The 13,330-nt window shown below is 40.9% G+C and carries 10 protein-coding genes and 1 riboswitch; of the genes, 3 read left to right on the plus strand and 7 right to left on the minus strand.

Annotated features, from left to right (window positions below):
- The first annotated feature begins 15 nt into the window (after positions 1-15).
- From tyrS to ACOYVE_RS09855, 3 genes are read left to right on the plus strand one after another with little or no spacing between them, the layout of a single operon-like run.
- Complete coding sequence (tyrS, locus tag ACOYVE_RS09845) at positions 16-1,251, plus strand: tyrosine--tRNA ligase (protein ID WP_014857248.1); 1,236 nt, start codon at positions 16-18, stop codon at positions 1,249-1,251.
- 19 nt (positions 1,252-1,270) lie between these two features.
- Positions 1,271-1,816 carry a pyruvoyl-dependent arginine decarboxylase gene (locus tag ACOYVE_RS09850; RefSeq protein WP_014857249.1) on the plus strand — a complete coding sequence of 182 codons (546 nt, stop codon included), beginning with the start codon at positions 1,271-1,273 and terminating at the stop codon, positions 1,814-1,816.
- Between the two features lie 3 nt (positions 1,817-1,819).
- Positions 1,820-2,767 (plus strand): TerC family protein, encoded by a 948-nt coding sequence (locus tag ACOYVE_RS09855; RefSeq protein WP_014857250.1) that lies wholly within the window; start codon positions 1,820-1,822, stop codon positions 2,765-2,767.
- On the opposite strand, the gene ACOYVE_RS09860 is transcribed toward ACOYVE_RS09855, so the two are convergent.
- The 7 genes from ACOYVE_RS09860 to ACOYVE_RS09890 form a co-directional block, all read right to left on the minus strand.
- Positions 2,712-4,109: a sodium:solute symporter family protein gene (locus tag ACOYVE_RS09860; protein ID WP_041356097.1), complete on the minus strand. Its 1,398-nt coding sequence runs from the start codon at positions 4,107-4,109 to the stop codon at positions 2,712-2,714. The two genes, ACOYVE_RS09855 and ACOYVE_RS09860, sit on opposite strands and share 56 nt — an antisense overlap.
- Positions 4,096-4,749, minus strand: coding sequence for a thiamine diphosphokinase (locus ACOYVE_RS09865; protein ID WP_014857251.1), 654 nt, complete (start codon positions 4,747-4,749; stop codon positions 4,096-4,098). Before ACOYVE_RS09865 ends, ACOYVE_RS09860 begins: the two co-directional genes overlap by 14 nt.
- Positions 4,746-7,229 carry a TonB-dependent receptor gene (locus ACOYVE_RS09870; RefSeq protein ID WP_014857252.1) on the minus strand — a complete coding sequence of 828 codons (2,484 nt, stop codon included), beginning with the start codon at positions 7,227-7,229 and terminating at the stop codon, positions 4,746-4,748. The genes ACOYVE_RS09865 and ACOYVE_RS09870 overlap by 4 nt, the downstream gene beginning before the upstream one ends.
- Positions 7,230-7,289: 60 nt before the next feature.
- Positions 7,290-7,386, minus strand: a riboswitch (TPP riboswitch).
- A 15-nt stretch (positions 7,387-7,401) separates the two neighbouring features.
- Positions 7,402-10,146, minus strand: a complete 2,745-nt coding sequence (locus ACOYVE_RS09875) for a LysM peptidoglycan-binding domain-containing protein (protein WP_041356099.1) — start codon at positions 10,144-10,146, stop codon at positions 7,402-7,404.
- A 109-nt stretch (positions 10,147-10,255) separates the two neighbouring features.
- Positions 10,256-11,791: an acyl-CoA carboxylase subunit beta gene (locus ACOYVE_RS09880; protein ID WP_014857254.1), complete on the minus strand. Its 1,536-nt coding sequence runs from the start codon at positions 11,789-11,791 to the stop codon at positions 10,256-10,258.
- Between the two features lies 1 nt (position 11,792).
- Positions 11,793-12,542 (minus strand): ABC transporter ATP-binding protein, encoded by a 750-nt coding sequence (locus ACOYVE_RS09885; RefSeq protein ID WP_014857255.1) that lies wholly within the window; start codon positions 12,540-12,542, stop codon positions 11,793-11,795.
- A 1-nt stretch (position 12,543) separates the two neighbouring features.
- Entirely contained in the window at positions 12,544-13,281 is a 738-nt protein-coding gene (locus ACOYVE_RS09890; RefSeq protein WP_014857256.1) for a hypothetical protein, read from the minus strand.
- Between the last annotated feature and the right edge of the window lie 49 nt (positions 13,282-13,330).

Raw genomic sequence — 13,330 nt, forward strand, 5'->3', positions numbered from 1 at the left:
GAGAATAATTCAAAATTGGAAAAAAAGATTGCCTTCCCTCCCGTTAACGAACAAATGGACTTAATCAAAAGAGGAACTTCGGAAATTATACCGGAGGAAGAGCTCGTCGAAAAACTAGAAAAATCGTATAAAGAAGGAAAACCGCTAAATATAAAATTGGGCTGCGACCCTACGCGTCCCGACCTCCACCTGGGTCACTCCGTTGTTTTAAGAAAACTCGCACAGTTTCAACAATTGGGTCATACTGCGATTCTGATAATCGGCGATTTTACAGGTATGATTGGAGACCCGTCGGGTAGAAATTCTTCCCGTCCGCCGCTTACTTTCGAAGAAGCGCGTAAAAACGGCAAGACGTATTTCGAGCAGGCTTCCAAAATTCTCGATCCTCAAAAAACGAAAATCGTCTACAATTCCGAGTGGCTCGGAAAGATGACATTTGAAGATGTAATCAAGCTTGCGTCGAAATATACCGTGGCTCGCATGCTCGAACGGGACGATTTTACCAAAAGGATGAAAAACGGAATTCCGATAAGCATGCACGAAATTCTCTATCCTCTGGCTCAGGCGATGGATTCGGTGGCAATCGAAAGCGACGTGGAACTGGGCGGAACCGACCAGAAATTCAATTTGCTCGTGGGACGCGATATTCAACGCGAATACGGGCTTGCTCCGCAAGTAATTCTCACTATGCCGATTCTCGTAGGAACCGACGGCGCGGAAAAGATGAGCAAATCCCTCGATAACTATATCGGCATCAATGAACCGCCGAATGAGATTTACGGCAAAACTCTCTCGATTCCCGACGAATTGATTTATACATACTACGAACTTGCCACGGATGTATCGAACCAGGAACTTAAGATAATCAAACAACAACTTGACAACAAAGAAGTTAACCCGAGAGACCTAAAAAGAGCTTTAGCAAGAAAACTCGTGTCGATGTATCATTCAGAAGAAGCGGCTTTGGAAGCCGAACGGGAATTCGACCAGATTTTCGTTAAAAAAGGTTTACCGGACGAAATACCGGATTTAAAACTCGATAAGAGCGATTCCGAAAAAGGAATCGATATACTCGATTTAATATTAAAAGCAGGCTTTGCTCCCTCTCGCAGCGAAGCAAGGCGACTTGTAATTCAAGGCGGGGTTTCAATTGACGGCGAAAAAATTTCAGACCCGAAATTGGTAGTTAATCCCAAAGAAGGCTCCATCTTAAAGGTGGGAAAGCGCAATTTTGCAAAAATTTCGATTTAATTTATGGAGGAAATCTAAATTGTACGTACCAACAAAAATCTTTTTTACTAAAGGGGTCGGACGCCACAAGGAATATCTGGCCTCGTTCGAGCTCGCATTACGCGACGCAGGAATCGAAATCTGCAATCTGGTTTCAGTTAGCAGCATCTTCCCCGTCGGCGCTAAAATTATTAACAAGACGCAGGGACTTAAAATGTTGCAGCCCGGTATGATAACCCACTGTGTGATGGCTAGAAACGCGACAAACGAACCAAACAGATTAATAGCCTCTTCAATAGGAGTAGCAATTCCCGCCGACAAAAATATGTACGGCTATTTGTCGGAGCATCATCCGTACGGAGAGACCGAGAAAGTTGCCGGCGAATACGCCGAAGACCTTGCAGCTACAATGCTTGCTACCACTCTCGGTATCGATTTCGACGCGGACAAGAACTGGAACGAAAGAGAACAGGTATTCAAAATGTCGGGAAAAATCGTACGTACTTTCAACGTTACGCAGTCAGCCAGGGGAAACAAAAACGGTCTCTGGACAACCGTAATTTCAGTAGCAATCTTATTGCCATAGTTTATGATACATTCTCATTTAGCGTTCTGGATTTTCTTCTGGGTCGTAGTTTCGATAATGTTCTACATCGACCTGTATGCAGTTGAGCACAGAACTGATAAAATCGGCATAAAAACAAGCCTTAAATGGAGCGGCATCTGGATAGCTGCCGCTTTTCTTTTCAATCTGCTCATTTTTCTCTTCCTGGAAGACGGACATCAAAAAGCTCTCGAATTTTTAGCCGGCTATCTGATTGAAAAGTCCCTCTCGGTCGACAATTTATTCGTCTTTCTGATGATATTCAACGTAATGAATATCAAAGAAGAACATCAGCCTCATGTTCTCAAATGGGGAATAATAAGCGCCATCGTTTTGAGAATAATATTTATACTTGCCGGCGTTGCTCTCATAGAGCTGTTTCACCCGATTATTTATGTTTTCGGAATAATGCTTTTTTATGCGGCTTATAAAATGGCATTCGGCGGCGAAGAGCAAATTAACTACGAGAAAAACCCGTTCATTAAATTTTTTACGAAGAGATTCCGACTGATAACAAAATACGAAGGCAAAAATTTCTTCGTCAGAAAATCCGGTAAATTATACATAACGCCGGTCTTTCTTACGCTCGTTTTAATCGAATCGTCCGATATTGTTTTTGCCATCGATTCGATACCCGCCATAATTGCAATTACGCACGACCCGTTCATAATCATTACCTCAAATATCTTTGCCATACTCGGTTTAAGAGCTCTCTACTTTGCTCTCGCGGGAATAGTCGATTTGTTCTCTTACCTTAAATACGGAGTAGCGATTATACTTGCATATGTAGGCGTTAAAATGTTATTGGCGGATATTTATAAAATTCCTACACTCTATTCGCTGGCATTTATTGTTACCGTACTCGCCGTATCGGTAATTATTTCTCTGATGAAGAGTAAAAGCGCCGGCGAGAAAGCCCCAAAAGGTGAATAACCAAAGATACCGTCAAACCGACGACCATCGGTTCTATAAATTGCAAACCGTCATCGACATAAGGACGCGCCATAAGCCATATTATTACAGATGCGGAACCTCCGATTAATTCAGCCGCTGCAAAATTAGAATCGATTCTGAACTTATCGTAATACGCTCCGATTATCAACAGTATTATGCCCGGTATGAATATGCTTCCTATCATATACCAGATAGAAATTACGGATTGTACAAAATAAGCCAGCAGAACAGATATTATTCCGGCGAAGACAATGCCTGCTTTCGTATAAAAATTCACCGTTTGTTTCTTTGCAAAACCGAATTTTAACATAATATCGTTTCCGAATGTAGTTCCGCTTAGGAACAGGAAACTGTTGGACGTGGAGATAATAGTCGCAAAAAGCGCCGCAAAAAAGAGTCCTTTCAATCCGCTGCCGAGAATTCTATCGGCATAAATCGGGAAAGCCAAAACCGGGTCCGTTAGGTCTTTCAAATATGCTTTTGAGTAAAGTCCTGTGGTTGTGGTCAGGAAGTCGAACAAGAACCAGAAAATAACCGATATTAAAATTCCGTATTTGGCTGTTTTCCCGTCTTTTGCCGCATAGCATCTCTGATGGAATCCGGGATCGGCAAAAGTCCATAACGCAATCAGAAACCAGACCATAACATATAAAGGCGATTGACCGCCGGTTATGCTGAGATGCTCCGGAGGTAAATTCCCAACTAAAAATTCAAAATCCCCTACCGATTCAAACGATACTAATACGATGATTATAAAACCTGCGAACATTACAAAAAACTGAAAAACGTCCGTAATCAAATCCGCGCGATACCCCCCTTTTATCAAATAGACCGACGAAAAAATAAAGGCAATTATCAAGCCTAATATAAGAGGAATATTAAATATTACGTGCAATAATGCGCCCGTCATCAGAATATATGGAGCCGGCGAGACCAGAATGAAAATAAATATCGACGAAATTAACGCCGGAATTTTGCCGTATATTAATTCTATTTTATCGGGAATTGTATAAAGCGAAGAACTTCTTACTTTTTCCGCAAAAAAGAAAGCAAAAACAATTGCAAAAATATAGTACGGCAAACCCTGGGTAATCCAGCTCAAAATACCGCTGGTATACGTAAACTCTCCCACGCCGAGTATGCCGCCGTACCAGGTGGATACGTTAGTGAGCACGAACAAAAGAAGTCCTACTTTCCTGCCCGACAGAAGAAAATTTTCAGTAGTGTCTTCGGTACGGCGCGCGGCATAAAAACCGATAAACAATAGCACGAGGAAAAAACCGGTTATGATCAATATATCGGCGACGCTAAAGCTGACCATTTTTCCTCATTGCTTCAAAATCCCTGATTAGAAAAATCCGCCCTCCTTTTATAGTCAGATTTATCGAATCTTTCAGAGCTACGTTGCTCGTGCTCTCCTTTTCGCCGAATGGAAGACTTGTTTCTTTTAGAGGATATTTAAGACCTTGCGAAGTAATTTTTGTTTTGCGATCGAAGCCGTATATCGAGACGGTTTCGCCCGGCGATGTTTTTATTTCCACATCTCCTTCATAAGCGCACAGCACCGATTGACGATGCAGTAATTTAATCCGGATTTTATCGTAAAATTTCAGCATAATGCCGAGATTGCAAAACGAGTGGTCCAAACGGCTGCCCGTTGCGCCGATTAATATTAGTTCGTCAAATTTCTTTTTAATGGAGTATTTCAGAGCCTTTTCGACGTCGGTGTCGTTTTGCCGGTTCAGTTTTATGATTTCAGATTTATCGGAAAAATAATTCAGATTATCATCGGTAATCGAATCGAGATCGCCTATAATCACGTCGGGAACGAAATTTAATTTACGGGCGGAGTTTGCCCCTCCGTCGGCGCAGATAATTTTATTGTATCCGGCGCGGATAAGATAACCAATTATTCTTTTCGACGGAGGGTCTCCGTTAGCCCATAAAATTGCTTTTTTCATAAACCGAATTTAATTCCCGCAATAAAATTACGCTCGGCAGCCGGAAAGAATTCTTTACCGATTCCGTATGCCGCATAAAGATTGTCGAAAATATTGTTTATTTGCAGATACAATTTAAGATTTTTCAAATACGAATCTAATTGTAAATCGTACGAGACATAAAAATTAGCCACAAAATACGATTCGACTTTGTTGTCGGTATAATCGGTAATGTAGGGATAAATCGATCTGTACTCGGATAATTTTTCATCGTAATTGTCGGTATAAAACTCGCCGACGTATTTGCCCGAGAGTTGCGCAAACAATCCGTCCCTTTTGTATTTTATAAGCGCGTTGAACATAACATCCGGAAAACCGCTGATTCTGTTGCCCGACAAATCGAACCGATAAGTTTTCGCTTCGTCGTCGCTGTAGAAATATGCGTAACCTTTGCTTATATAATTCTTACTTAGCGCTCCGTTGAAAACCAATTCGATTTCTTCGGAGGGTTTGAAAATAAGCGAAGATTCTATTCCGTAATGTATGGTTCTGTCCATATTTCCGGTTATCGGTTGACCGAATCTGTCGAGCTGTCCCCTTTTGACAATTTCGTCATTGAATAACATATAAAATCCATTCAGAGCCAGACTCATTTTTTCTGTGTTGTAAGCCGCTCCAAATTCGAAATCGTTCATGGTTTCTGGTTTTACCAGAGGTTTTGAAAAATCGTACGAACCGTCGGGCAATTGTTCAAACTGAGGAGTTTCGCCCCAGCTCGATTCGGCGGCGTCGTAATAATTTTTCAATCGGGGTTCTCTAGTTACGCGCGCAAATGTAAAATAGAAATTCAGTTCGGGCGTGTAACGGTAATTCAATCCGAAACGGGGATTGAAAAACAAGTCGTCAATTTCGAATTCGTTGTCGAGATAACGCTCGTTTGCAATTTCATATCTATGATACGCCAACTGCGCTTCCGCCAGCAGACTCAATTGTGAATTAATATCGTATTTTTCATGAGCAAAGAAAGTGAAAATATCTTTTGCTCCTTCGTAATAATAATAACGGTAATCTTTGGTTATACCTTCAGGGAGAAATTCGCCGTAATTAAGACTTCCCCAGTGGACCGATCTGTGCAGTCGCAATTCGCCGCCGATAATTAATTCTCCGTTTGTATGATTAAGACTTAAACGCGGAATCCATCCCCATTGCTTGTTTTCTACCATTGCGCGTATCAATACATTAGAAGGATTCACAACGGGATTGAAACCGTTGTCGCGCGTAAGTCTGAAATATGTCGTGTCGCCCCACGAGCCGTCGTAGTCGAAGAATCCGTCGCCCAGCACCAGGAACAGCGCTGAATTGAACACAGCCTTTTCATTCAAGCGATACTCGTTGAGCAATTCGAAATGCGGCTGAGAAAAGTTTTCGATTTCCTCCGGTCTTCTTTCGGCAGTGTAAGTATATCCGTTTTCGTCCGCTTCCCAATAAGAATAATTTGCTTTGCGGAGCTCTCTATCTTTGATAGCAAATTTTGGCAAACCCGTATACGCCAATCCGTCGGCAAGCGGACCGCCGTAAATATTAATTTGAGTAGTCAGATTTTCATCAAGCCGCACCGCCGACAAATAATAAGATTTAAGGTCTACCCAACTGTTGTTACGGTAACCGCTGCTCAATGTTTGAGATAGTTTTGCATAGACGGAATATTTGTTATCGATCAATCCGCTGGAAACAACAGCAGAGTATTTTCTAGTATTATAGCTGCCGATAGAAGAAGACAACTCCAAAAGCGGTTTATCGGTAATCGATGTGGTGATAATATTGATGGAACCTCCCACTGCGGCATAACCCGCTACGCCCGAACCGGCGCCTCTCTGTATTTGTATCAGTTCCGTATTTTCCAATAAATCCGGAAAATCAATCCAGTAGACGTTATGATCTTCAGGGTCGTTTTGAGGAATGCCGTTGATCGACACGGAAATTCTGCGTTGATCGAACCCTCTAATGCTCAGGTAATTATAACCCAGTCCGTTACCGCCTTCGGAATAGAAAGTAGCAGAAGGAGTGTAACTGATAATTTCCGGTATATCCTGAATCGTATAGTCTTCTTTGATTTCGGTTTTATTCAACTTGGTAAAAGTCAACGGCGAAAAACCGCTTTCTCCTATTGTGCCTTTAACGAGTACGGTCTGACTTATAATAATGTCGCTTTTGAGTTTAATGACTCTATTTTCGAGTTCAAGAAAATCTTTGACAGGAATTTCGAATTTTCGATACCCGATATAGCTAACGACCATTATGTCGTCGTTTCCGAAATTTCCTTTCAAAACGAAAATGCCCATTGAATCGGCCGAAGCGCCGAAAGATGTATTTTTTATGTAGACGTTTGCTGCAGGTAACGGTTCGCCCGTGTCGGCATTAACGATTTTGCCTTTGAGCTCTGTAACCTGAGAGTAAATTAAAGATGTGAATAGAAAAAAAAGAATAATTAAGTTTTTCATATGAACCTCCGTTTAAAATAAAAAAGCCGTTTTTATAACGGGAAAACGGCGATCAACTTAATTATTCTTCGACCGTTTCCCTACGCTGGCATTACCCAGATCAGGTTCAAGGGTATAATCTCAGCCCCCTCTTACGGGAGCACCCCTAACGACTTTTTTTATGTTAAAAGAACTAGTTAATTATTTTGAGTTTTTGTCCGACTTTTATTTTGTCGGATTGAAGATTATTCCAATTAATAATATCGGCGACAAGCACTTTATAAATTCTTGCAATGGTCCAGAGCGACTCGCCCTGTTTAACTCTGTGAATCGTTACTTTAGATTCATTATTTTGCTTTGCAATATATTTATTGTCGGAATTATTTTCCACTCCGTTTTTAACTGTAAGTTTTTGACCTACAAATATTTTATTAGAATTGAGTCGATTCCAATTCTTAAGGTCGTCGACAGTGACATTAAATTTATCCGCTATCTCGATTAAACTGTCGCCTCTTTTCACAACATAGTATTCGCTATTGCTGCTTTTATTATCATTCGGCAGGTTCTCATTTTTCTGATAAATTTTAAGATTCTGTCCTACACGAATAAGATTATTTCTCAAATTATTCCATTCTTTGATATTCGACACTCTCACGCCGAATTTATCCGCTATTTCGCTTATAGTATCGCCTTTTTTGACAGTATATTCTACAAGGTTGGAATTTCTTTTGGCTGTATTGTCTCCGTATGAATAGACATTGTCGGTTCCTTTTAGAGTAAGAACCTGACCGTATCTGATACGATCGGATTTAAGGTTATTCCATCTTTTGAGTTGGGCTACAGAAACGCCGAATTTTTTGGCAATTTCACTCAAAGTATCGCCGCGTCGCACTCTGTATTTATCGGCTCTTTTATTGTCAAGATTTTGCGAAGAGGCTGTTTGCTGAGCATAACCCGGATATACAATCAACTTTCTGCCCTGATAAATTCTGTCGCTTCTGAGGTTATTCCAGTCTTTCAGCTGGGAAACTCGCACGCCATACCGTGCGGCAATAGTTGATAAAGTTTCTCCACGACGAACCCTATGTTCGATAACCGTGCTGCCGATATTCGCCAATAACAATTGATTTTTTTCCGCGCCGGATAACGAATCAATCTTTGAATAATACTCTGTTTGTTCTTCAGGGACATAAATTTTTAATTGTTGCCCTACTCTAACCCTGCGCGTATAAGGAATATTGTTCCAGTTTCTCAAATCGGAAACGCGCACGTCGAACAATTCGGCTATATCCACGAGGTTATCGTTGCTCTTCACGGTATAGTTAACCGCAACTTTACCTTCGGGAACAATATATTCCAAAGAATCCGCGCTGTATAAAGAATCGTAAATTTGAGTGAATTTATCGTCCAGGTCGGGATTTGTGAGCTCTAGTTTATAAGTCGGATTTTCGTCCGCCGAAGCCACCAACTCATCAACCGCAGGTAAAATATCCGTATTAATTGGAATATCATCGACATTTATGCTTGAGACCGGAATCTTAAGTTCCGTTCCCACGCTTAATTTACTCCTCGGCGAAATGTTATTGTATGATGCAAGCTGCGAAATGCTCACATTATATTTCGAAGCTATTTGCCATAGAGATTCTCCGGATTTAACCGTATGAACAGTGTACTGAACTTTTGCATCGTCAGGAATATTTTTGAGATTCGTAACGAAGGCTTCGTAAGATTGCGCGGGAACTTTGAGCGGATATCCTCCATCATATTTAGGAGGAGTAATATTTTGAATTAATTCGGGATTTAATTCTCTTAAAAATTCAACGCTAACTCCTGCGCACTTGGCTAGCACATTCAAATCGACAGCCTCTTCAATCCGATAAATTTTATAATCAATCGGTTTCTCGTATTGAATATTATTGAATCCGAATTTTTCGGGTTGACTTGCAATCAATGTAGCGGCAATATATTGAGGTACGTAATTACGAGTTTCTCGCGGCAAATACCTTCTCATTTCCCAGAAATTATTCGAGCCGGAAAGTCTCATTGCTCTTCTTACTCTGCCTTCGCCGCTGTTATAAGATGCTATAGCGGAATACCAGTCGCCCAGTGAATAGTAAAGATCGCGTAAATGTCTTGCCGCTGCTCTGGTGGCTTTCTCCGGATCTCGTCTTTCGTCTATATGGTAATTGATTTTCAAATCGTACAAACGCGCCGTTCCTTTCATAAACTGCCACAATCCGACAGCTCTAGCCCACGACCTGGCGGTTGGGTTCAATCCGCTCTCTATCATACTCAAGAATATTAATTGCTGAGGCACCTGCTCTTCCGCAAAAATCTTAGCCATCATCGGAAAATATTTTCCCGAACGGGAGAGCCACAGTTCCATATATTTCCTGCCTTTGCCCGTGAAATACTCGATATATTGCTCTACATTCCTATTGATTTCCAATGGAAATTCGCCGACTACGACAGTAACGGTATGATCATCATCGTTAACTTCCACTGAATCTTCCAGAGCAGGCAAACCTGGTATGCTCTTATTCATCCATTCGTCAAGAGCGCTTATAGATGCGTCTTCAGGTAATTCGTCCAGACTTTCCACATAACTTCTATAGTCTTCCACGATGGCATTTTCCAATTCGACATAAGCGCCGTTTTCTTCTATATTGGGATAATAACTCAATTTATTAATGATGGATAAAGCCGATTCGTAATAATTAATAGCTTCGGATTTGAAGCCCAATTTTTGCTTGTAAAGAGCAGTCAGATAATCCTGTCTGGCGTTTTCTAACATCTCGCTGGTTATCGACCTGACAGTCAGAACTTTTGTTGTATCGGGCGGCGCCTTTTCGCTTTTTTGAGATAAAAAGTCTAGTGTTCCGCATGCATTAATTATGAAAAGACTGAGTACCGATAAGATTAAAATTTTATATTTCACACTAAACTCCATCTCATTTTTTCTTATTGCAATTTAGTCCCTTAAGTGAATTTTGTCAAGGAAATTATTATAAAATGTCAATTACTCCTTGTAATTAAACAAGTTAGTATTAAAGAGGAATATTCGAATGCTTTTTCTTCGGATTATTATCGACTTTAGTTTTAAGAATATTGAGCGAATCGATCAATCTTTTTTTAGTTTCTCTCGGAAAGATTACTTCGTCAATATAACCTCTTTCGGCGGCTATATACGGATTTGCAAACTTTTCGGTATACTCTTCGACAAGTTTTTTCAACTTTTCTTCAGGTTTATCGGCATTTTTAATTTCTTTTTTGAATATTATTTCGACTGCGCCTTTGGGACCCATAACCGCTATTTCAGCAGAAGGCCAGGCAAAATTGAAATCGCCTCTGATGTGTTTTGAATTCATTACGTCGTAAGCCCCGCCGTATGCTTTGCGCGTTATGACCGTAATTTTAGGAACCGTAGCTTCGCTGAAGGCAAAAAGTAATTTGGCTCCGTGCCTGATAATTCCGTTCCATTCCTGTTCTGTTCCCGGCAAAAATCCCGGCACGTCGACCAGCACTATTAAAGGAATCGAAAAGGCGTCGCAAAATCGCACAAACCGAGCTCCCTTTACCGAAGCGTTTATGTCCAAAACTCCCGCAAGCGCTTTCGGCTGATTCGCAATAATCCCTACGGACATTCCTCCGATTCTGCCGAAACCGACCACTATATTCTCCGCATACTGACTGTGCACTTCATAAAAATCTTCAGTCAATAACTCAATTATTTCTTTCATATCATACGGTTTATTGGGATTATCGGGAATAATCGTATCGAGTTCCGGAATTATCAAATCATCCGACGTGAAAATTTTTTCCGGAGGAGAGTCCATCCAATTCAAAGGCAAATACGACAACAATTGTCTTATTCCTTCCAGGACTTCGGCTTCGGTGTTAAATACAAAATGAGCCACTCCGCTTTTGGATGCATGAGTATCGGCGCCGCCCAGTTCTTCGAACGAAACATCTTCATGCGTAACGGTTTTTACCACATTAGGGCCCGTAACGAACATATAGCTCGTATTGCGCACCATAAACGTAAAATCAGTTATTGCGGGCGAATAGACCGCTCCGCCTGCGCACGGTCCGAGAATAGCAGAAATCTGAGGAACCACGCCGGAAGCCAAAGTATTCCTCAAAAATATTTCCGCATAACCGCCCAAACTTACAACTCCTTCCTGAATTCTTGCGCCGCCGGAATCATTCAGCCCGATTATCGGAATGCCGGTTTTCAATGCCATGTCCATTATCTTGCATATTTTTTCGGCATGAGCTTCGGATAACGAGCCTCCGAATACTGTAAAATCCTGACTGAAAACCGCTACGGGTCTGCCGTCAATTTTGGCAAAGCCGGTAATAACGCCGTCTCCGTAGAATTTTTGTTTGTCCAATCCGAAATCTTGGCTCCTGTGTGTAACGAGCGAATCGATTTCCTGAAATGTGCCGCTGTCAACCAACAGATCGATTCTCTCCCGCGCAGTCAGCTTTCCCTTTTTATGCTGTTGTTCGATTTTCTCTTTGCCGCCCCCGTCCAAAGCCGCAGAACGTAATTTTTCCAGCTTTTTGAATTTATCTTCCATACTACACCAACATATTGGCGAGCAGATTTTCTGCATCGAGTTTTTTGAATTCGTTAATTACGTTCTTTCTCAATTCGGCAAATTCCTCGGACTTAAATGTATCCAGATTTTCTTCCTTGGTAATTGCGACATCAATTTTCCTGATAATTTCGCCGGGACTTTTTTTCATCAGGAACAAGACGTCCGACAAAAAAATTGCTTCGTTTATATTCGAAGTAGTAATCAGCATTCCCAGATTTAATTCTTTATTCAGTTTTCTGAGCAGAAAATAGAGCTCCGCCTTTGAACGGTAATCCATCTTAATGAAAGGTTCGTCTATTAAGAGGAATCCGGATTTTCTAATTAAAGCCCTTGCAATACTTATCCGGAATCGGAACCCCAGACTATTATTGTAGGGCACATGAGTTTCATATCCTACCAGTCCGGTAAGTTTTATTGCATTTTGCAATTCCTCCTTGTCGTATTTGTTCAAACCGAAGAGGATGTTTTCTTGAACATTCAACCAGGGATACGACGAAGGCGCTGACGGAATGTAAATTAAAGGAGCCGGCAATTCATACCGGATTTCGCCTTCGGTAGGTTCTTCCAATCCGCATAAAATTTTCAACAGACTCGATTTACCCGCGCCGACAGGCGCAAGTATCGATGTGATTTTATCGGCTTTGAATTCACAATTAAGTCCTTTGAACAATACTTTTCTGAAACCCTGCTCGTCAATATAAGTTTTGCCGAGGTTGATTAGTTCAATCATCTTATTCTTCCCAATTAAAATATTTTTCTTCGATGATAAGGAGAATCTTATCGCCCGCCCAAATCAAAAATGTGGTAATTACTGCGACAACGAACAAGAAAACGAAATCATTGTAATATAGCGCTTTGTAGTATATGCCGCCAAGTCCGTTCCCCTTCTCCGCAAATTCATAAAAAAGCACAATCATCCAAATCAGATAATGCTTTGCGATTAATACGCGATATAAATACTTTTGTAAAATTTTATGGACGACTGTTTTTGCGACTTCTTGTTTAGACATCCCGAGATTAAACGCTACGTCTATATATTCCTTTTTAATATCATTCATTTTTTCTGCGGCGGACAATTTGAGCATAGCCGACACAAAAACAAAACCAAACAACAACTCGCCCCAAAACGAAGCGCCGAACCAGAACAGAAATAATAAAACAGGGAATAAAAAAGGAACATATTTAATCGGTCTAACTGCAGAGAAATCAAATGAGGCAAAAAGATTTAATCCGGTTTTTAAAACTGCAAGAATTAACAAGTAGGCTAACAACATCGAAACGTAGATAACTGTGGTTGTGGAAGCCAGGCTTTGGAACATATCGTAAACGTTCCACGATTCGACGAACGATTCGATTATCTGCGAAGGCTGAGGCAATACTCTATTAACGGGTAAAATAAATTCGAAAAGCATCAAATAAATAAACAGAAGAGTTAAGACAAATTTAATCCCGCTGTAATTTTTATTCATTTGTATCCTGTCGGTTTTATGTACTTAATTTATCGATAGGAAATCGATT

Source organism: Melioribacter sp. (genome assembly GCF_049325435.1).
In the GTDB taxonomy this organism is placed as follows: Bacteria; Bacteroidota; Ignavibacteria; order Ignavibacteriales; family Melioribacteraceae; genus Melioribacter; species Melioribacter roseus.

Coding starts and splice junctions, on each gene's coding strand:
- ACOYVE_RS09855 (WP_014857250.1), top strand. CDS start 1,820: ATGATACATTCTCATTTAGCGTTCTGGATTTTCTTCTGGGTCGTAGTT.
- ACOYVE_RS09880 (WP_014857254.1), bottom strand. CDS start 11,791: ATGGAAGATAAATTCAAAAAGCTGGAAAAATTACGTTCTGCGGCTTTG.
- ACOYVE_RS09890 (WP_014857256.1), bottom strand. CDS start 13,281: ATGAATAAAAATTACAGCGGGATTAAATTTGTCTTAACTCTTCTGTTT.
- ACOYVE_RS09860 (WP_041356097.1), bottom strand. CDS start 4,109: ATGGTCAGCTTTAGCGTCGCCGATATATTGATCATAACCGGTTTTTTC.
- ACOYVE_RS09865 (WP_014857251.1), bottom strand. CDS start 4,749: ATGAAAAAAGCAATTTTATGGGCTAACGGAGACCCTCCGTCGAAAAGA.
- ACOYVE_RS09885 (WP_014857255.1), bottom strand. CDS start 12,542: ATGATTGAACTAATCAACCTCGGCAAAACTTATATTGACGAGCAGGGT.
- ACOYVE_RS09870 (WP_014857252.1), bottom strand. CDS start 7,229: ATGAAAAACTTAATTATTCTTTTTTTTCTATTCACATCTTTAATTTAC.